The sequence below is a fragment of the Shivajiella indica genome, assembly GCF_042683085.1.
Lineage (GTDB): Bacteria > Bacteroidota > Bacteroidia > Cytophagales > Cyclobacteriaceae > Shivajiella > Shivajiella indica.
In genome coordinates this window covers 69,811-91,909 of the sequence record NZ_JBHUIV010000005.1, presented here as the reverse complement: position 1 = coordinate 91,909, position 22,099 = coordinate 69,811, and the positions used below count along the sequence as shown (strand labels likewise).

The 22,099-nt window shown below is 40.8% G+C and carries 8 protein-coding genes and 1 pseudogene; 8 read left to right on the top strand and 1 reads right to left on the bottom strand.

The window, feature by feature from the left end; all coding sequences use genetic code 11:
- Positions 1–63 precede the first annotated feature (63 nt).
- Positions 64–2,136, top strand: a complete 2,073-nt coding sequence (locus ACFSKV_RS02455) for a S9 family peptidase (protein ID WP_380800105.1) — start codon at positions 64–66, stop codon at positions 2,134–2,136.
- 260 nt (positions 2,137–2,396) lie between these two features.
- Here the strand turns inward: ACFSKV_RS02455 and ACFSKV_RS02450 are convergent, their stop codons facing one another.
- Positions 2,397–3,122, bottom strand: a complete 726-nt coding sequence (locus ACFSKV_RS02450) for a hypothetical protein (RefSeq protein ID WP_380800102.1) — start codon at positions 3,120–3,122, stop codon at positions 2,397–2,399.
- Positions 3,123–3,350: 228 nt separating this feature from the next.
- Between ACFSKV_RS02450 and ACFSKV_RS02445 the strand changes: the two genes are divergently transcribed.
- The 7 genes and pseudogenes from ACFSKV_RS02445 (at position 3,351) to ACFSKV_RS02415 (ending at position 22,082) form a co-directional block, all read left to right on the top strand.
- The gene (locus ACFSKV_RS02445) at positions 3,351–5,561 is read left to right on the top strand and encodes a hypothetical protein (RefSeq protein WP_380800101.1); all 2,211 of its coding nucleotides are present in this window, start codon (positions 3,351–3,353) and stop codon (positions 5,559–5,561) included.
- Between the two features lie 129 nt (positions 5,562–5,690).
- Positions 5,691–7,985 (top strand): annotated as a pseudogene (locus ACFSKV_RS02440) (two-component regulator propeller domain-containing protein); the annotation flags it as partial.
- A 48-nt stretch (positions 7,986–8,033) separates the two neighbouring features.
- The gene (locus tag ACFSKV_RS02435) at positions 8,034–9,485 is read left to right on the top strand and encodes a GAF domain-containing sensor histidine kinase (protein ID WP_380800130.1); all 1,452 of its coding nucleotides are present in this window, start codon (positions 8,034–8,036) and stop codon (positions 9,483–9,485) included.
- A 220-nt stretch (positions 9,486–9,705) separates the two neighbouring features.
- The gene (locus ACFSKV_RS02430) at positions 9,706–12,891 is read left to right on the top strand and encodes a sensor histidine kinase (RefSeq protein WP_380800099.1); all 3,186 of its coding nucleotides are present in this window, start codon (positions 9,706–9,708) and stop codon (positions 12,889–12,891) included.
- Between the two features lie 136 nt (positions 12,892–13,027).
- The gene (locus ACFSKV_RS02425; RefSeq protein ID WP_380800098.1) at positions 13,028–16,237 is read left to right on the top strand and encodes an ATP-binding protein; all 3,210 of its coding nucleotides are present in this window, start codon (positions 13,028–13,030) and stop codon (positions 16,235–16,237) included.
- A 126-nt stretch (positions 16,238–16,363) separates the two neighbouring features.
- A complete protein-coding gene (locus ACFSKV_RS02420; protein WP_380800097.1) occupies positions 16,364–18,142 on the top strand; it encodes a patatin-like phospholipase family protein in 1,779 nt (592 codons plus the stop codon).
- A gap of 202 nt (positions 18,143–18,344) precedes the next feature.
- Positions 18,345–22,082 (top strand): ATP-binding protein, encoded by a 3,738-nt coding sequence (locus ACFSKV_RS02415; protein WP_380800095.1) that lies wholly within the window; start codon positions 18,345–18,347, stop codon positions 22,080–22,082.
- The last annotated feature ends 17 nt before the right edge of the window (positions 22,083–22,099 follow it).

The following is a 22,099-nucleotide window of genomic DNA, read 5'->3' as shown; positions in this document are numbered from 1 at the left end:
TGATTACCTATCTGAAATTTCAAAAAATCTTGGTTTTAGATTTAAAAACTTCCACCAATCCCCATGAAAAAAGCCATTTCTACCCTCCTCCTCCTTTTCCTTGTTTTTCAAGTATTTGCCCAATCCATTTCCGACTACCTCTCAGTTCCATTTCCAACTTCATTGACAGCTTCTCCGGATGGGAATGCCATTGCCTGGGTTTTCAATGACCAAGGGGAGCGGAATGTTTTTTATGCCCAAGCACCGGGATATGAAACCAAGAAACTCACCGAATTCAAAGGCGACACCGGAGTGGATATTGGGGATTTGGTTTTTTCACCGGATGGAAAGATTCTGGTGTTTGTGAGGGGAAATACCAAGAATCCTGTGGGTGAACCCGCTAATCCGGCCCAATTGCAGGAAAGTACTGATAGGGAAATCCATTGGATTGATTTGGCCAAAGGGGAAGTGAAACACTTTTCAACAGGTTATGCCCCGCTCTTTCACCCTGGTGGGAAAAAATTGACTTTCATCAAATCAGGCAAGGTGTATTTGAAAGACCTTTCAGGAACGGACAAAGAGGATAAGCCTTTATTCTCTGCCAGGGGATCAATCGGCCAGTTAACATGGAGCCCTGATGGGAAATTATTGGCATTCACCAGCAGTAGAGTGGACCATGCATTTGTTGGACTGTTAGATTTGGAAAATGGGACAGTAAGCTATCCCGAACCCAGCATGGACCATGATGGCTATCCTGCCTGGAGTCCGGATGGAAAAAAACTGGCCTACCTCAGGGTTCCAAATATCAATAACAAACTGCCATTTACCTCCCTCAAAGAAGCCAATCCCTGGAGCATCCGGGTATTGGATGTGGCAAGTATGACAGGTGAAGAGGTATTTCAAGCCGATCGTGGTAAAGGGTCTGTGATGGTCCGTGATCTTCCTGCCATCAGTTCCCGTTTGTGGTGGACCACTTCAGGTTCCCTGGTTTTCCCTTGGGAGAAAAACAATTGGATGCATCTGTATGCAGTCAATCCTTTGAATAAAGAAGTCAAACACCTTACCCCTGGTGATGGACAGGTAGAGTGGGTGGAAAGCAGTTGGATTCCTGGTGAACTGCTGATCACTTCCAATATCGGGGATATTGATAGGAGACATATTTGGCGTTTAGATCTGAATAATTTTGATCTGAAACCTTTGGGTAAAAAGGATGAAATCCAATGGTCACCAGTCCGTTTGGAAAATGGTTTGGCATTTATTTCATCTTCCCACAACCGTCCTGCTTGGCCTGTAATTGTACAATATGGTCAGGAGAAATTATTGGCTGAAAACCTATTTCCAAGCCAGTTTCCAAAAAATCTGGTGATGCCCGAAGCACTTAAATTCAAAGCAAAAGACGGATTTGAAACCTACGGGCAGCTTTTCCTCCCACCAGATTACGATGCCAAAAAGAAATACCCTGCAGTGATTTTCCTGCATGGAGGAAGCAGAAGGCAAATGCTGTTGGGCTTTAATTACGGGCTGTATTACAGTCATGCCTATGCCATGCAACAGTACTTTGCGGCCAATGGCTATATCGCTCTTTCCTTGAATTACCGCAGTGGGATAGGGTATGGATTGGATTTCAGGGAGGAGGATAATTATGGGGCCGGTGGGGCAAGTGAAGTTCAGGATGTGATGGCGGCAGCTGATTACCTGGCATCCAGATCAGATGTGGATGCTTCCAAAATTATCCCCTGGGGAGGAAGCTACGGTGGATTTTTGACAGCCCATGTACTTTCCCAGGCACCCGGAAAGTTTTTGGCAGGGGTAGATATCCATGGGGTGCATAACTGGAACAATGACATTGGGGTGTTTGCGCCTTGGTTCAAGCCCGAAAAATTCCCCGAGATGGCAGAACTGGCATTTAAATCATCTCCTATGTACCATGTAAAGAATTGGAAAGAACCGGTCCTGTTGATCCATGGGGATGATGACAGGAATGTCTTGTTTTCTGAAAGTGTGGAATTGTTAGAGGTGTTGAGAAAACAGGGGGTACATGTAGAGCAGCTGGTATTCCCGGATGAGGTGCATTCGTTTTTGTTGCATCGAAATTGGGTGGGGGCATATGAGGCAACCTTTAGATTTATAGAGGAACAGGTGGGGAGGGAATATTGATATTCATTGATATTTTGAGGTCAAGGTTTTGTACATTCATTCAGTCTATGGTCTTTAAGGGCTAGTCAAATTCAACCCCAGTCGGGGTTGACGGGAAATGTTCATATTGGAATTTAAACCACACATCGCAATGTGGGGTAAAAAATGTTATTTAATCCAAGATTTTGATAACTCTGAAGGCCTGTCTACCGCCAGGTAGAAGTTGGATTTAAAAAGGGCTTAAAGAGAGATAAATTATTCCAGAAAGCAAAACCCAGCCTTCAGGTCAGTTCCAAACCCAAAAACCAGTTGGTAAAGTCATGCCAAAAGCCAAATTTGTAAAAGGTGAAAACAGAGACATGGTAGAGCAGTAACAGCCCCAATACAACCAGAAACACATCCTTTAGCTTATGTGCTTTCCAATCCCAGATTGTTAGCCCAATTACGATTATGTCAGCTAACAAAAAACCAAAAAATGGTACAATCGGCATACCTTCAATTTTAGGGGCTAAAGGTATTAAGGGTCGGATATAATTATAAATAATCCTGTCCGTAATCGGTGTAAACATAGGGAAAATAGTACATACCATATATCTGGCATGGGTCAATCTGTCCTTGCTGAAATACATTCCCAATCCATAAATAATGACCAAAACAATTGTCGCATTGACAATTAGGGCCATTTGATAGAGGATGGCTGTATTGATCCTTCCAAAAGAACTCAGGCTGAAATGGATCAGCAAAAAAGTCGAAATGATCAGGATGGGAAAAATCACAAATGAACTTTTGCCCACTAAATGGTGAATTTCAAATTTTTTAAACCGGATCAAAAAAGCCTGTCCTATCAACATCAGGCACCAGATAGTCATACTGATACCATGCAAGTGTTGGTAAAAAGAAAGATCCTTTTGAGGAAAGGAAAAATAACTTTTCCAGAATCCAAAAACAGCAAATCCGAAAAACAGGACCAGCCAAAAGGCAGAGTTTTGGTAAAGGGATTTATTCATTGAATCCAATTCAACTAAGGTAGTTTTTAATCACCTATACTATTTCTCTAATATAGCAGAAATTGGGTAAGAGTTTCTTAAATGGGTTGTTAGGATTATGATTCTACTTGATTTTGAGGTATTTAATTGGGTATTTTCTATGGATCATCTTTTTAAAATGGTATATTTGATCATAGCCCCTGAATTCTCGGTGGACTTTTTTAAGGCATTTCTCAAAACCCAAAAACTATGAAAGATCAAAGTTTCCGCCCGTCATTTTACAAATTCATCAAGACCACTCCATGGAAAAGCATTTTTTTCATTAAGAGTTATCTCATTTGTGGGTTATGCGTTACGCTTACTTTTTGGTCAGCCTGTAGTCCAAGAAATGAAATTGAAATAGGGGGGAGCGATATCAGCGGAGTGGTGAGCAGTCTTGATGGTCCGGAAGCTGGGGTTTGGGTAATTGCTGAGACATTTGATCTTCCCACAAGGTATGCCAAAATAGTGGTAACCGATGATGAGGGCAGATTTTTAATTCCCGAACTTCCTGAAGCGAAATACACCATTTGGGTGAGGGGGTATGGTCTGATTGACTCTCAAAAAAAGGAAATCACGCCTGGCAAATCCATCAATTTAGAGGCAGTTCCGGCTCCAAGTCCTGAGGCTGCTGCCTATTATTACCCTGGAGGATATTGGTTCTCACTTTTGCGGGTCCCTGAAATAAGTGATTTCCCTGGAACAGGACCCAATGGAAATGGCTTTTCCCCCAATATCAAAACCAGAGCTGATTTTTTAAGAAGTATCAAATCCGGGAATTGCATGGCCTGCCATCAATTGGGGAGTTTGGGAACAAGGAATATCTCTGAAAATTTGGGTAATTTCCATTCTTCAGAAGAAGCCTGGGAAAGGCGTTTACAGTCCGGGCAGGCAGGATCCAGTATGATTATGGGAATTCAAAGTTTGGGTAGGGAGGCTGTCCTTAAAATGTTTGCCGATTGGACAGATAGGATAAAAGAAGGGGAAATTCCCCAAACTCCACCAAGGCCTCAGGGAATTGAAAGAAATGTAGTCATTACCCAATGGGATTGGGCTGATCCCAAAGCTTATTTACACGATGTGGTTTCCACAGACCGGAGAAATCCTACGCTGAATGCCAACGGTCCTGTATATGGCGCATTGGAAGCCAGTGCGGATTATTTGCCTGTATTGGATCCTTCCAGTCATGAGATCAGTCAGGTGCCATTGACCGTACGGGATCCCAATACCCCTTTAGCCACAGGACCAGAGGTGGCAGCACCCTCTCTCTATTGGGGGGATGAGGCCATTTGGAACAGCCAGGCCAATGTCCACAATCCCATGTTTGATGATAAAGGAAAGGTTTGGATTACGGCTGCTGTGCGCCCTTTTGAAAATCCTTCTTTTTGTTTGGAAGGTTCGGACCATCCTGCCGCCAAAGTATTTCCAGTGGAAAGATCTTATCGGCATTTGGGTGTTTATGATCCTAAAACCAAAGAATATAAACATATCAGTAACTGCTTCAGTACACACCATTTGATGTTTGCAGAGGACGAAAACAATACCCTTTGGACCAGTGGTGGAGGACAGGTGATTGGTTGGCTGGATACCAAAATGTACGAAGAAACCGGAGATGAAGTGGCCTCCCAGGGCTGGACACCGCTGATTTTGGACACCAATGGAAATGGAAAAAGGGATGCCTATGTAGAGCCCAATGATTCCTTGGATCCATCCAAAGACAAACGGATTTCCAGAGGACTGTATGCTGTTTCACCTGCACCTGATGGTTCGGTTTGGGGTTCTTCTTTGGGGTATCCTGGAGCTTTGATCCGATTGAATCCTGGATCAAATCCTGTTGAAACTGCCTTAGTGGAATATTATGAACTGCCATTGGATGCAACGGGTTATCCTATTGAAGGTTACTCTCCAAGGGGCATGGATGTGGACCGCAATGGAGTGGCCTGGGTAGCCCTTGCCAGTGGGCATTTGGCGAGTTTTGACAGAAGGAAATGCCAAGGTCCTCTGAACGGACCCCATGCAACCGGCCAACATTGTCCGGAAGGATGGACTTTTTACACAGAACCTTTGCCCCAGTTGCAGGGACTGGATGAGTCAGGAAGTGCAGAATCCAGTTATTATACATGGGTAGATCAGTTCAATACTTTGGGTCTTGGGGAAAACATCCCCATCAATACCGGAAACGGCTCGGAGGGATTGTTGGTCCTTCAAGACGGCAAATGGGTGGTTTTGCGGGTCCCTTATCCACTGGGATTTTACACCAAATGGATGGATGGCCGTATCGATGATCCAAATGCGGGTTGGAAAGGTAGAGGCATCTGGGCCACCATCAGCACCCGGGCACCTTTTCATATGGAAGGAGGCAAAGGGACCACCAGCAAGGTGTATAAATTCCAAATGCGGTCCGATCCATTGGCGAGGTAGGAGTTTATTTTATTCCACAACTCTATTTTTTCCAAATTTTTTATTTGGATTTCAATTCATTTTCAAAATTTTCCAAATGAAATACCTATTTTAGGGAATTGTCAGCATCATTGATACAAATCTAATTTCATGGAATATATATCTCACAAACATTTGCCAATAAGAAGAATTGTTTGTCTATTTTTTGTTTTTTTATTTGGGATTGTCCCTTTCAAATCTACTGCTCAGATCAATTCGTCTCAAAGTATTCCCACTATTACAAATTATTCCTCTAAGGAATATAGAGGAAGTGCTCAAATCTGGAGTATCGGTCAGGATCATAGGGGGTTTATGTATTTTGGAACTTCCCAGGGGATCATAAAATATGATGGGAACACCTGGGAGACACTGATTTCCCCAGTAAAAAGCCTCAATACCACCACAAGGGCTTTGTTGAATGATGGCAAAGAAAATTTTTATTATGGCTCATTAGAAGATTTTGGATACCTGAAAGAGGATGAATTGGGCAATATCAAGCAAGTTTCATTGATAAATTTGATTCCTGAGGAACATAGAATTTTTAATGAAATATGGACCATTCATGAGCTTGATGAAAAGATTTATTTTCAGGCGAGGGGGGCTATTTTTATTTATTCTCCTCCAAAAGGAGTTCAGGAAGCTAAAATCGAAGTTTGGAAACCTGATACCCAATTTATGTATGCATTCCTAATAGATGACACTTATTATGTCCATCAGATAGATTTGGGACTTTTTAAATTGGTGGAAGGAAAACTCGAGTTCCTATCAGGCAGTGAATTTTTAGGAAAAGACAGGGCCCAGGTGATGTTTAATCATGGAAGTATTGGGGAGTTTGTGATAGGTACTTTTAGAGATGGGCTTCATCACTTCAACGGAAAATCATTTACTCCCTTCAAAACAGAGGCAGATGATTATATGATAGATTCCAGGCTCTATAAAGGCACAGTCTTACCTGATAAAAGTATTGTGTTGGGAGATGCGGCGAATGGTGTTCTTATTATTGATGATAAGGGCAAATTGATTACAAGAATTAATACTTCAAAAGAGTTGATCGATGATGGTGTTTACTCACTTTTTGTAGATAAGGGGGGAACACTCTGGGCCGGCACCAATAATGGCATATCAAAAATTGAAATTTCTTCTCCTCTTGCACGTTTAGTATCCCCTGACAGGCAGTTGGGTAATATTCTTTCTCTGAATGTTTTGGAGGATAATTTGTTTATAGGTGGTTCCCAAAATTTGCTTTTCATTGACAAAAAGGATGGAATGGTAAAGCAGGTCAAGGATGTTCCCAGTGCGCAGATTTTCACAATTATTTTGGACGGGGATCAATTATTGATCAGTAACCAAGGAATTTATTCCTATAAAAATGGGAAAAGCAGTAAAATTCCTGTTGCTGAAAACCTTCAGATTATTGAAATTCTGATTTCAGAATCACATCCTGGTTATGTATTTATCAGTGGAGCATTTGGAATAGCAGTACTTAAAAGGGAAAGAAGTCTTAATGCCCCTGGTGGTGAATATATATGGGAGTTTATAGGCCAACTTCCCCAAATCGAAAGGAATATTTATTCCTTAGCGGAGGATAGAGACGGTGAGCTATGGGGGGGGACACAGGCCGGAGAATTTTTCAGGATTACCTGGGCAAAAACAGCATCTAATAACATCGATATTTCAAATTCCAAAGTTAGGTCTTTTACAGAAGCAGATGGATTGACTGGGACAAGTGGTAGAGTCACCAAGGTCAAAGACAGAATTTATTTATCAGCCATTGATGGTTTTTATTATTTCGACAAAAATGAAGAGCGCTTTATAAAGGATACAGTTTTTAGTTTTTCAAATGAAATCGCAGATGTAAATTTTGATAGTTTCACTTTATTGGTGGATAACCTTGACCAGGTGATTGTTTTTTTTAAAAATGAAAGAAAGTTAGCTCTTCCCGGTCCAGACGGCACTTATATCTTACAGGATTATCCTATTAATCTATTTACAGGTGAAGGTTTAAGTACTTTTTATTCGGAATCTAATGGAGTCTTCTGGCTTGCAACCGATGAAGGTTTGATCAGGATTGATGGAGAAAAGCCGAATTCAACCGATCAGCCTTTTCCGGTTTACTTTACAAAAATAATTTCAAGTTCAGATACTTTGAGCCATAAAGTCCAAATGGGTGAAACATCTTTTCCTGAGATTGATTTCAAAAGTAATTCCATCCGTTTTAATTACGCAGCTCCTTTTTTTATTCAAGAGAAACTGACCAAGTATCAAACCTTTTTAGAAGGTTTTGATCAGGATTGGAGTAAATGGGAGGAAACATCTTTTAGAGAATTTACCAATTTACCAAGTGGTACCTATACCTTTAGGGTAAAGGCAAAAAACATCTACAACACCCTTTCGGATGAAATAGCCTATAGTTTTGTTATCCTTCCACCCTGGTATGCCACCTGGTGGGCGTATTTGAGTTATGTTGTATTTTCGGGACTGTTAGTAGGGTCCATAGTCGTCTCCCAGCGCAACAGGGCGATAAGCAGGGAAAGACAGCTTTCAGCCCTTCGGGAAGTTACCCTAAAAGCTGAGGCTGAAAATGAAAGACGCAAAAACATTGAGTTGATCGGCGAAATCGGAAAAGAGATTACCCGATCCCTATCCATCGAAAATATCATAGATACGGTTTACCACCATGTAAACAAATTAATGGATTCATCTGTCTTCGGAATCGGCATTTACAATAAACCCAACAACAGCCTGGAGTTTCCTGCCACCAAAGAAAAGGGAAGTGTTTTGCCGCCTTACAGTTACAAGGTGGATGACAATACCAGGCCTGCAAGCTGGTGTTTCAGAAACCAAAAAGAAATTTTCTCCAATGACTTTGAAATTGACCACCAACGTTATGTTGAGTTTGTTCCGCCTACAGTGCAGGGGGATGCTACACAATCCATTGTATATCTTCCCCTTTTTAATAAGGATAAAATCATCGGTGTTCTTACTGCACAGAGCTTTGAGAAAAATGCATATACGGATTTTCACCTCGATTTCCTGAGAAGTATTGCGACTTATGCGGCTTTGGCACTTGATAACGCAGAAGCGTACCGTGACCTGAAACATACACAGGAACAGCTTATCCAGTCCGAAAAGATGGCCTCTCTAGGAGAGCTTACCGCAGGGATTGCCCATGAGATACAAAATCCGTTGAATTTTGTGAACAATTTTTCGGAATTGAATGCGGAATTGATAGATGAGCTGGTGGAAGAAGCAGATAAAGGAAATATAGAAGAAGTTAAAGCTATTGCTGTCGATCTTCGGGAAAATGAAACAAAAATCAATTACCACGGTAAGCGGGCCGAATCCATCGTCAAAGGTATGCTGCAGCACAGCCGCACGGGGTCAGGAAAGAAAGAGCTTACAGATCTCAATGCCCTTGCAGATGAATACCTCAGATTGGCCTACCATGGACTTCGGGCCAAGGATAAATCCTTCCAGGCAGATTTTAAAGCGGACCTTGACCCCAATCTGCCTAAGTCGGAAGTGATGCCACAGGATATGGGAAGGGTACTGCTGAACCTGATCAACAATGCTTTTTATGCTGTGAATGAGAAGAGGAAAAAGCTTCTTGAAAGCGGGGACACAAGCTATAAACCTTTGGTGAAGGTCAAAACAAGAAGTTTGGGTAATGCCATAGAAATTTCTGTAATGGACAATGGGGAGGGAATTCCGGAATCAGTCAAATCCAAAATTTTCCAACCTTTCTTCACCACCAAGCCGACTGGACAGGGAACAGGATTGGGATTGAGCCTGAGCTATGATATTGTGAAGGCACATGAAGGCACATTGCTTGTGGAGTCTCCACCTAAATCTGGCATTGAAGAAATTCTGTCAGGAACTTTATTTATAATTACAATTCCTGTTTGAGAATTAAGTTAACACTCATTATTAAAAATCAACTTTTTGAAAATTGTTAAATAGAATCACTTAAATCAAAAAGCACAGGAAGTATTTTTAATTCCTTATAAATGTTTATTTTCCATGAATATTAGACTTCAGATTATTTATGCTTAAAAACACCCTTCCTAAAACCCAGACTCAACAAATTCGCACCTTATTTTTACTTTTTTTAATTACCCATTTTTTAGTGCTATTCCCAGTATCTGCCCAAATCAATCCTGAATTAGGACTTCCGTTAATTTCAAATTACACTTCCAAGATCTACAAGGGCCATTCCCAAATCTGGAGCGTCATTCAAGATGACAGGGGGATCATGTATTTTGGCACTACTTCAGGGATTACAGAGTATGACGGCGTGAACTGGAAACAGATTAAGTTACCAGGAGTAGGAGGGAATGCCATAATAAGAACGTTGGGAAAGGATAAAAAAGGAGTCATTTATTACGGAACGGTAAATGAATTTGGTTTTTTATCAGTCAATGAATTCGGAAATACCAAAGCTGTTTCTTTAACCCATATATTGCCTGAAGAATACAAGGGATTTTCGGTAATAAATTCAATTCAAAGTGTAGGTGATCATGTCTATTTCCAGTCCTCAGAAAATTTATTCAGGATTGAAGCGGAAAGCTCCAAACCTGATAGGGGATTGAAAATTTGGACTTCGGAAACTGGGTTTATGGCAGGCCATGAGCTTGAGGGATCGTTTTATATTGGACAGAGAAATAAAGGACTTTTTAAATTAGAAGGGGAAGAACTGGAACTTATTCCAGGAGGAGATTTTTTTATAGATCACCCTACATATTCAATATTACCCTATTCTCAGGGTAAAGGAGGGGATGTTCAGTTTTTGATGCCCACAGCCAGCAAGGGAGTATTTATATATGATGGGGGAAAATTCCAAAAACTGAAAACTGAACTTGATGATCAATTGGAGTCGGGTTCATTATATAGAAGTAAACTGCTGCCGGATGGCAATTATCTTTTTAGTGTCTTAGGAAAAGGTGCCTTTGTAATGAATCCCCAAGGGAAATTTATTCAGAAAATTGACTCTGAGGTTGGTATTCAGGATGATTCCATTTATGCCATTTTCATTGATGATTCAGGATTGATATGGTTTGGTATGGATAATGGTATTTCAAAAATTGAATTCAATTCCTTCCTGACAAGATTTTCAAGAGAGTCCGGTATCAAATCAGCCGTACTTTCAATTACCCGTTCAAATGGATTATTATACGTAGGGACTACATCAGGAGTATTTTTTCTTGATCCTACCAAACGGCAGTTTGAACTTGTACCTGAAACTGAAGGAGGACAGGTGTTTACTTTAATCAATGATGGAAATAGTCTATTGGTTCCTACTTCTTATGGGATAAAAGAAATAAAGCCAAAGTCGAGGGAAAGAAAATTTATCAATCCACAGTTATCTCCCATCAACTATTTATTCACCAAAAATAAGGGAGAAAGGTTATGGCTGGGAAGTACATATGGCATATCCGTATTTACCAGAAATGATAATCCAAATGAATTTCCCTGGATACAGGAAGGAGAACTTTTTGAACTCAAACTTGGTGTCTATACTATGGCGGAAAGGAATGATGGTAGCATATGGGCAGGAACTTCTTTAGGGATTGTATATAGAATAGTACCAAAAATGCTTCCTGATGGAAAGCTTGACTTGTTGAATTCAAAATTAGAGGAGTTTGGACCTGAGAGTGGTCTTGAAAATGGTCCTGGGTTAATTTATGGTGTAAATGGGGAGGTTTATTCACTCACAGAAGATGGTTTGGTTAAATTTAATCCCGAAGTTCAAAAATTTGAAAGGACTGATATTTTCGGAGAAATAAAGGTAGACTTTTCATCCACTGATAATTTTTCAGTTTTTGAGGATAGTGCTGGTAAGGTTTGGATGAGTATCAATAATAAAATCCGGGTAGCAAGCCCACTTCCTGACGGAAGCTATGCTTTAGAGGATAACCTTTTTAGTGCTTATCCCGGAGAGGATATTATTACCATTTACCCCGAAAAAGATGGGACTGTTTGGTTGGGAAGCGGTGAGGGTCTGTTTAGGATGGAGGGACAAAATGCAGTTGGGAAAACATTCAATGTACTTCTAAGACAGGTTTCTACAAAAGAAGACTCACTCCATATTAATAATCCCAATCAAAAAGCCATTTCTTTAAAAAATAACAATAACTCCCTCAAATTTGAATTTGCCGCTCCGTTTTATGAACAGGAAGAAAGGACAGTTTATCAGACTTTTTTGGAAGGGTTTGATAAAGATTGGTCGTCTTGGAACAGGAATTCATTTAGGGAATATACCAATTTATCTTCAGGTACCTACACCTTCAAAGTCAGGGCTAAAAACCTTTACAATACGGTAAGCAATGAAGCTACATTTACATTTACTATACTTCCCCCTTGGTATGCCACTTGGTGGGCTTACCTGTTTTATGTCTTGCTGATCGGGGGATTGATTACCGCCATTGTGAAATGGAGATCCAGTAAACTCCAAGCTGAAAACCGCATCCTGGAAGAGCGGGTGAATCAGCGTACTGCAGAACTTGAAAAATCCCTCGCAGACCTCAAATCTACCCAGTTTCAATTGATCCAATCAGAGAAAATGGCATCACTTGGAGAGCTCACTGCTGGAATTGCCCATGAGATACAGAATCCTTTGAATTTTGTGAATAACTTTTCTGAATTGAATACAGAATTGATTGAAGAGTTGGTAGAAGAAGCAGATAAAGGGAATATTGAAGAGGTGAAGGCTATTGCCGGCAATCTTCGAGAGAATGAATCCAAAATAAACCATCACGGTAAAAGAGCCGAATCCATTGTCAAAGGTATGCTGCAGCACAGCAGGACGGGGTCAGGGAAGAAAGAGCTTACCGATCTCAATGCCCTGGCAGATGAATACCTCAGGTTGTCCTATCATGGACTTCGGGCCAAGGATAAATCCTTCCAGGCGGATTTTAAAGCTGAACTTGATCCTCAGCTACCAAAACTGGAGGTGATGCCACAGGATATGGGCAGGTTACTGCTGAACCTGATCAACAACGCTTTTTATGCCGTGAATGAGAAAAGGAAAAAGCTTCTGGATAGCGGGGATACAAGCTATAAACCCATGGTAAAGGTCAAAACCCAAAGTCTGGGTAATGCCATAGAAATAGCTGTAATGGACAATGGCGAGGGGATTCCCGAATCCGTAAAGTCCAAAATCTTTCAGCCTTTCTTCACGACCAAGCCTACTGGGCAGGGAACAGGATTGGGATTGAGTTTGAGCTATGATATTGTAATGGGGCATAGTGGGGAATTAAAATTAAATAGTGAGGAGGGGAAAGGCACTGAATTCATCGTTATTCTGCCTATGTAGAATTAAGTGGAATTTTACAAACTAAGTATTGGTGTCTCAGTTATTTTAGTATTTTAGTTTTCAGAAATTTAATTTGAAAAATCCTGAGGGAGTACTAAGCCTGTTCAGGAAAATAGCTATCTTAACCTTAATACCAATGGCCTGTCTCCGACTGAAACTTCCTTCCGGACACCTCATTCTTGGTTGTTTGTTTCTGACCCTTTTCATTCCTTCCTTACTCTCCGCCCAGTCCATTTTCGAGCAGGTCGGAAGGCTTCCTGTTACTGTTTACACCAACGAGGAATATGGAGGAGATCCCTCAGTATTGGCTTCAATACAGAGTGAAGAGGGGCTGATGTACTTTGGTACTGCTACTGGCATACATGAATATGATGGGGTCTCCTGGCGTTCCCTGTTTAAAAGCAATGAATTAATCGGTATCCTTAGTTTTGCGAAAGATAACACAGGCCGGATTTTTTATACCGGTCAGGATTTTGGTTTTCTGGAAGCGGATTCAAAAGGAGAAACAAGGGCTGTTTCCCTGCTTCATCTGATCCCTGAGGAGTTAAGGTCAAACTTTGTTGCTGATGAAATCCATTTTTGGAACGGTTCCATCCTGCTTCGTACAAGAGATCATCACCTCATCCAGCTGGCGCTGAATGAGGATTTGACGCTGAAGTCCCTGAAATCCTGGCAGGCAGAGACAAGATTTGGAAAAAGCTTCTTGGTGGAGGATCAAATTTATGTGCAGCAGGCTGAGAGGGGACTGTACCGATTGGAAGGAGACGGACTAAAAATGATCCCGGGTACGGATATTTTTGGTAAAGAACGTCTTTCGGCCATACATCCATATTCTAAGGTTAAAGGAAATTCATTGCTTTTAGGAGCAGCAGGTACAGGATTCTATCTTTATGAAGATGGTGTTTTGACCAGGTTTCCAACTGAGGTGAATAACACGCTCAATAGTGCCACAACTCATAAAGGAAATTACTTTCTAAGCATTTATGGCGCAGGCATAGTCATGATGAATCAAGAAGGTGAAATAATCAAAAGGATAAGTACAGATCAGGGGTTGCCTTCAGATATTGTGTATAGTGTTTACTTTGACCAAACTGGGGGACTGTGGGCAACTACCGATGATGGTATGGCAAGAATAGCTATCAATACTCCAATTTTGAGTTTCGGTAAGGAATCGGGAATCGATTCAAGAGTCAGAAATATTCAGAAAGTTGGAGATCAGTTCTATTTAGGAACTTCTACAGGACTTCTAAAATTTGATATTGGTGAAAAAAAATTCAAAGCGGCCCTCCAAACTGCCTCTTTGCTTTATGATTCATGGGCTGATGGAGAAGATTTAATTATAGCAAATTCAGGAAATTTGGAACTCATCCGGGATGGGAAAACAATTAGATTTTATCAGGTAAAAGAAGGTAATCGTGCGCAGACAATTTTAATTCCAAAAAGCAATCCCAATCTTCTTTTGGTCGGTGCTACTAACGGGCTTATGGTTTACCAAAGAGGCCTTTCCAAAGAATACCCTTGGGAATATAGGGGAAATGTTCCAGGCGTTGAATCCGTTGGAACCATCCTTTATGAAGATAAGGATGGTAAGGTTATTTCAGGAAATGGAGAGAATTTGTTTGTGCTTGATCCAAAAGACATCGGTCTGGAAACTGACGATCCGACCAAAATGAAAGTTGCAGTTTTTGAAACCAATAGGTTAGAAACTAGGTATTCCTTGATAGATGGGGAGTTTTATATAAGCTCCTCTGAGGGCATGCTGAAATACTCCTCCAAAGAAGGGGAATTTGTAGCTACGGAAGACTTTAGTGCCATCGAAAAGGATATATTTGATTTTAACCAGGACAAATCGGGCATCATATGGTATGAATCCCTTGACAAAAAGAAATACATCCTTAACCGGGATGCTGAGGGGAAATTTGTCCGGGACGAAAGACCCAATTCCATTGCGCCTTACTTAAGCACCGAGGATTTTATTGATGAAGACAGCATCATGTGGTTTGGTACCCCTAAAGGCCTTGTCCGCTATGACCCCAAAAAAGACAATCAGAGCGATAAGAAATTTTTCACCCTCATCCGACGTATTGAAACCAAGACCGACACGATTCCCTTGCTTTTTTACGGAAGAAAAAAGGATATAGCTGCAGTAGAAAGGAAAGAGAATTCCTATCGCTTTGAGTTTGCGGCTCCCTACTTCGAAGAGGAGAAAAAAACCAAGTACCAGACCTATCTGGAGGGCTTTGATCCGGAATGGGTGGACTGGAACGACAATAAGTTTAAAGAATATACCAACCTGTCTCCCGGAACCTATACCTTTTATGTCCGGGCGATGGCATATACTGGAAGAGTAAGCGAGGAAGCGGCGTATTCTTTTGTGGTATTGCCACCATGGTTCGCCACCTGGTGGGCCTATTTGCTGTACGCGCTGTTGATGGGAGGAATAATCACCGCCATTGTAAAGTGGCGCTCCCAAAAACTCAAAGCTGAAAACCGTATCCTGGAAGAGCGGGTGAACGAACGAACGGCTGAATTGGAAAAATCATTGACCGAACTCAAGGCCACCCAGGCTCAACTGATCCAGTCCGAAAAGATGGCCTCCCTGGGAGAGCTTACCGCAGGGATCGCCCATGAGATACAGAATCCTTTGAATTTTGTGAATAATTTTTCGGAGGTGAGTAAAGAATTATTGGCGGAAATGAAAGAGGAGCTTGCCACAGGAAGCAAAGAGGAAGCCGAGGCAATAGCCGACGACGTGATCCAAAACCTCGAAAAAATCCATCACCACGGCAAACGAGCCGACGCAATCGTCAAGGGTATGCTGCAGCACAGCAGGACTGGGTCAGGGAAGAAAGAGCTTACCGATCTCAATGCCCTGTCAGATGAATACCTCAGGTTGGCCTATCATGGACTGAGGGCCAAGGATAAATCCTTCCAGGCGGATTTTAAAACGGACCTTGACCCCAATCTACCTAAGTTGGAAGTGATGCCACAGGATATGGGCAGGGTACTGCTGAACCTGATCAACAACGCTTTTTATGCCGTGAATGAGAAAAGGAAAAAGCTTCTGGATAGTGGGGATACAAGCTATAAACCCATGGTAAAGGTCAAAACCCAAAGTCTGGAGAATGCCATAGAAATAGCTGTAATGGACAATGGCGATGGGATTCCGGAGTCAGTCAAATCCAAAATCTTCCAGCCTTTCTTCACCACCAAGCCGACTGGACAGGGAACAGGCTTGGGACTGAGCCTGAGCTATGATATTGTGAAGGCGCATAGAGGGGAATTGGATTTAGATTCAATACCAGGTGAATCTACCCAATTTAGGATTATATTACCCTTAAAATGAATAATTAGGTATTATGTACTTATTTTAAATGGAAAATTACCATTTAAAGAAAAAAGGTTTTAAGCATATTCAAATAGATTATATTTAAAAAGTATTGTTCAGCATAATTCAAAAAAGGAATAAACTTTGAACCCCAATTTTAACCACAGCTTACATAACAGGGCCATTCTTCTTCGACTCTTTGGGACATTGGAAGAAGAATTATTGAATCAAATCCTTGAAAAAGGAAAAGTAATGGAACTGGACACAGGTGAATATCTCTTTCACCAAGGTGACCCTGACAGTTCTCTTTATATTGTTCTTTCGGGTAGGTTCCGGGCTCTCGCGGAACAGGAGGGGGATACATGGCATGCACTTGGTGATATTGGAGAAGGTGAACCGATTGGAGAATTTGCGCTATTTTTAGGTGAACCCCGATCAGCCAGCGTTGTGGCAATCCGGAAATCCATCGTACTGGAACTGAAAGAGAAAGATTACCTGGGAATAGTGGCCAAACATCCTGCATTTTCAACCAAATTAACCCGTTTTGTAGTCAACCGACTAAGGAGGAATACACTTCAGCAACACCTGGAAACATCGGCCAAAAATATTGCGGTAATCAACCTTCAGTCAGAGAATGACATTACGGATTATACAGAAGCCATTAAGGCCCAATTTGAATCCTTGAATGTCAGTATTCAGATACTTGACCATGATTCCCATGCTAAAATGGCATTGCAGGATATTTATGATACCCTGGAGCAACATGAGGGGTTGAATTTCCTGGTGTGCAGTGGCGAAAACCTGGAATGGTCCCGTCAATGTATTATTTATGCAGATTTGGTAGTATTGGCCACTGATTTTTATGCAGATAACAGGATTTATGAGATTGAGCGCCATTTGGATCTATATTCCAATAATATACTGAACAAGAAAATTTACTTACTTCTTCTACATCCTGAGGAGGCCAAATTCCCTGAAAATACCAGAAGATGGTTTGAAGGAAGGAAAATAGACCTGCATATACATTACCGGAAAAACCATGGTCCGGACATCAGACGTTTTGCCCGGATTCTGGCCAATAAAGCTATAGGGTTGGTATTAGGCGGAGGAGGCGCAAAAGGTTTTGCCCATTTGGGTGCAATCAAGGCATTGTATGATATGGGGGTGGAAATAGATTTTTTGGGAGGTACCAGTGCTGGGGCACTTTATGGAATGACAGCTTCGTTTAGCGATTTTAATAGGGAAAAAATAGATTTCTACAGTCAGGATTCTGCCAATAGCAAATTGACACGGAATGATTTCACTGTTCCTTTGATTTCCTTTATGTCAGGAAAGAAAATGAGCAACTACATCAAAAAGATGATGGGGAATACCTATTTGGAGGATTTTTGGGTAGCAAGCTATTGTGTTTCCACCAACTATTCCAATGCGTCTACCAAAGTTCACGATAGAGGACTGGCAAGAAAACAAATTGAAGCAAGTATTGCCATTCCCGGTATTTATCCCCCCGTGGTAATTGATAGGCAGCTTCATGTGGATGGAGGAGTAGTGGATAATCTGCCTATTGAAACTATGTACAAATATCCAGTAAAACACATCATTGCCATTTCTCTTACCCAGCTCAAATCCCAACCAGTGGAATTTGATGAAACTCCATCACCCAAAAAGATATTGCTGAATAAATTGACCGGAAAAAAGAAATACAGGATTCCGGGAATTACTTCTATTCTGGTCAATTCTTTGACTTTAAACAGTCGTCAAAAGCAGGAAATGGCAAAATCCGGTGTGGAAATATACCTTGAATTGGATCTGAAAGGGATTGGAATGTTAGATGATACCAGATGGAAAGAAATTGTACAGAAGGGATATGACCAGATGAAAGCTGCATTGGATAATTATCCTCCTGAACAAAAATTCTGGTAAGTTTTTTTGGAAAATCTGAACTATAATTTGCTGTGGAATATAATCTTCCGCATATTATTTATATTTTTAACTGAATTGAAATTTGATTTATGAATAGCCCAAACTGATTGGTTTAATGCAATGTTTTCCTGTTTTTTGAAAAAAAAGTTTTAAAAAGCAGAATCTCAAATCAGACCTCCTTTTCTGTAATTCCTGAAACTCAATGAGAAAATCCCTTACCCCAAGAAAAACCTTTCTTTTCCTCCCCATTTTTATCACTCTCCTTTTTTCTTGTGATCGGCGTACTGAGGTTCCTTTTCCTGAAAATGAATTAAGTTATGCATTTCCGGAAACCAAACCTTTTCAAATGCCGGAACCAAAAACCTTCGAATGGAAAGGTATCCATCCCGATAGTGTATTGGTTTCAAAGGTCCCTTTTGATATGGACAGGTTGCCATCCATTCCTTTTTCTCTGAATGAATTCAAGCCATTGAAGAAACCACTTGTTCCTCAACCTCTGGATTGGGAAAATCTACCTGAATTCCCTTTAAACATTGATACTATTTCTTCGAAACCTGTCCTGGTAAAACACTCCATTCTACCGGAACCCATCATTTCTGAAATCCAGGAAACAATAGTGCCCAACACTACCTCAGGAATAGTCAATTTTCCTTTGGAGAGAGGAAACTATGGGGTAAGTACTGCAGGATTGATTATAGATGATCATAATTTTGTCTGGCAGGCCAATAGGATAAACCTGGTCAAAATAGCAGGTGACCGGTTTTATTCTTACCCCATTCTATCAGAAATCCAGGACAGCCAAATTATTGGAATGAATAAGGATGCTTTTGGGAATATTTGGTTAGCAACAAGTGGCAATGGAATTTATCGGGTAAACCTTGAAACAAATATCATTACCAATTACAATATTCCTGAGGGCTTTCCAAATTTTGTATTCAGTATTGAATTTGAATCTGACGGAAAGATTTGGATATCCAGTAGCCGGGATGCATTGTATATTTTGGATCCAGTGGCAGAAACTATCAAAAGACTTCCGATCCAGGAGCTGGAAGGCATTTCTGATAATACACCTTTAGCAATAAAAAAAGATAGCCATAATAACTTATGGATCGGCAACAGAATGGATATTTCCATAATTTCCCCAGATAGAAAATCTTTTAAAAAAGTCGGTCCTGAGCAAGGTTTGGCAAGGGGAATTAAACCCGTTTTTTTTGAAGACAGTCAGGGGAATATGTGGATAGGATCTATTAATGGGTCGGTGGCCCAATTCCTTTCCCTTTCAGATAAAACTCTTACCACTTTGGGAAGAGATCAGGGATTTGAAGGGCAAGGGATACATTTCACTGAGGATAAACTGAACAGAATTTGGATCCATGACAATAATTTTTCCTATGTTTTTGACCTGCACAAAGGATTAATGAAAACAATTCAGACCAATGCTTCCTTATTTTCCGGATTTCCAGGGGCTGTGGTTTCGGATTCCAATGGGAATTTATGGTTGGGTTCCACTAATACAGGATTGTTGTTTATAGACCCATTAGGTCCTTTAGCTGAATTTTTTACAGCTAACCAAGGCTTTGAAGGCAATGATTTTTGGAGTTCGTTTGAAGATAGTATGGGTAGGATTTGGATTTTGTCTTACAAAAAAGTTCATATCTATGATCCGATCAAAAATGAAATGAAATTTTTAGGTTCTGAACAAGGACTGAGGAAGGGTGATGGAGATTACCGCCATTCATCAGTTTTAGATGAATTAAATATTTTCATCGGAACAGAAAGAGGATTTTCATTGGTTGACCTAGAAAATAAAAGCATCACAAATGTGAGTTTAAAACAATTTCCAAGAATTGTTTTCTTTTCAGGGTTTAAAGATAGGAAGGGAAATATCTGGTTGAGTACCAATTTAGGTATGTTTCTTTTTAATTCCACTTCTAAATCTTTTAAACATTTAAACCAGGAATCAGGCCTATCTTTCAATACAGTTTATTCTTCAAAAGAGGGCAAAGACGGAAGAATATATATTGCAACTTTGGATAAATTAAATATTCTGGACCCTGATGAAAACAGGATTTGGCATATTGGTGAGGAAGAAGGTTTAGGCTCTGATCAGATCTTGTCAATTCTTGAATCAGAACAGGGGGATTATTGGTTGGCTACTGTCAAAGGCATTTCTGTGGTGGATAAAGAATTCACAACAATAACCAATATTGACTCCAAAAATGGGCTGATTCCGGAAGATATCTATGACTTGGTTGAATCAGGGGAAAATATCTATGCAGGTTCAGGAAACGGGTTGGTTCAAATTCCTAAAAACCAATTTGGGTTTCGTAAAGAGGGTAAAATGGAGCCATTTAAAATTTATAATTATGCCAATGGTTTTGGATTTCCCTACAATGATTTCAATCAAAATTCAGGTTCCATATCCAAGACCGGTATTGGTTTTTATGGAATTACTCCGATTTTAGCAGTTACTACCCAAGAACCGATTTTTAATCCAACCGTTCCTGAGGTATTTATTACAGGTATGGACATTATGGATCAAAAGACGTCCTTCAAAAGGCTTACGGACATCCTAAGTCAGGTCAAGCCCGGCGATACCCTTTGGAATGCAACCCAAACTGATTTCTATTTTTCTGATAGTAAAATTGAGTCAGATGATTACCTGGCAAAAAACAAAATCACTTGGGACAGTCTTAGCCAAGCTTTTAATTTACCCGTGGGATTGAAACTTCCTTATGATCAAAATGCCCTCCATTTCTACTTTGAAAATCCAGACCCCAGAAGCCGGGGCAGTATAGTGTACAGCTATATATTGGAGGGCCATGATGACACTTGGTCCAATCCAATTTCTGAAGGGAAAACCAAGAGCTATTTCAACCTTAGTCCTGGGGAATACACTCTTAAAGTGGTATCAAAGGGTTTTAATGGTTCCTGGAGTAAACCTGCTATCATGAAATTCACCATTCTACCTCCTTGGTGGCAGACTTGGTGGGGCTATTTGATATTTGCCATGATCTTCTCGGGGATTGTTTGGGTTGCAGTTCAGATAAGATCCAATATTCTGAAAAAGGAAAACAGGATTTTGGAGGAAAAAGTAAAACTTAGGACTGCCCAGCTGGAAAAATCCCTTAATGACCTAAAAACTACCCAATCTCAGCTGATACAGTCTGAGAAGATGGCCTCCTTGGGTGAGCTTACTGCCGGCATTGCCCATGAAATCCAGAATCCATTAAACTTTGTAAATAATTTTGCAGAGGTGAGTTCGGAATTAATTTCCGAGATGGAAGAGGAACTGGATAAAGGAGCTATTGCCGAGGCAAAACTCCTTTCGAAAGACATCAGGGATAATCTCCAAAAAATACATCACCATGGAAAGCGGGCCGATTCCATTGTCAAAGGTATGCTCCAGCACAGCCGTGGAACCAGCGGAGAAACCAAACCCACTAATATCAATGGCATGGTCGAAGAATACATTAGACTTTCCTTTCAAGGATTCAGGGCAAGGGACAAGAGTTTTTCTGCCAGTTTTCAGACAGAATTGGACCCGGATCTTCCCCGCATCAATGTGGTCAGACAGGATTTGGGAAGGGTACTGCTCAACCTGATCAACAATGCGTTTTACGTAGTGAAAGAAAAAGCAAAATCGGGCCCTGAAGGCTATAAACCAGAAGTGGTAGTACGAACCAGAAAAACAGAAAAGGGTATTGAAATCTCAGTCCAAGACAACGGTCCTGGAATACCCGAGGCAATTAAAGACAAAATTTTTCAGCCTTTTTTCACTACCAAACCCACTGGCCAAGGCACTGGATTAGGACTGAGTTTGAGCTATGATATTGTGAAGGCGCATGGGGGCGATATTTGGGTGGAAAGTTTTCCTCCCGGAGGGAATGGTGAAGAGGGAAAAGGAACAACGTTTAAAATTTTTCTTCCTGTGAGTTAAGTATATGTTAGATTGGA

Coding starts and splice junctions, on each gene's coding strand:
- ACFSKV_RS02415 (WP_380800095.1), top strand. CDS start 18,345: ATGAGAAAATCCCTTACCCCAAGAAAAACCTTTCTTTTCCTCCCCATT.
- ACFSKV_RS02425 (WP_380800098.1), top strand. CDS start 13,028: ATGGCCTGTCTCCGACTGAAACTTCCTTCCGGACACCTCATTCTTGGT.
- ACFSKV_RS02455 (WP_380800105.1), top strand. CDS start 64: ATGAAAAAAGCCATTTCTACCCTCCTCCTCCTTTTCCTTGTTTTTCAA.
- ACFSKV_RS02445 (WP_380800101.1), top strand. CDS start 3,351: ATGAAAGATCAAAGTTTCCGCCCGTCATTTTACAAATTCATCAAGACC.
- ACFSKV_RS02450 (WP_380800102.1), bottom strand. CDS start 3,122: ATGAATAAATCCCTTTACCAAAACTCTGCCTTTTGGCTGGTCCTGTTT.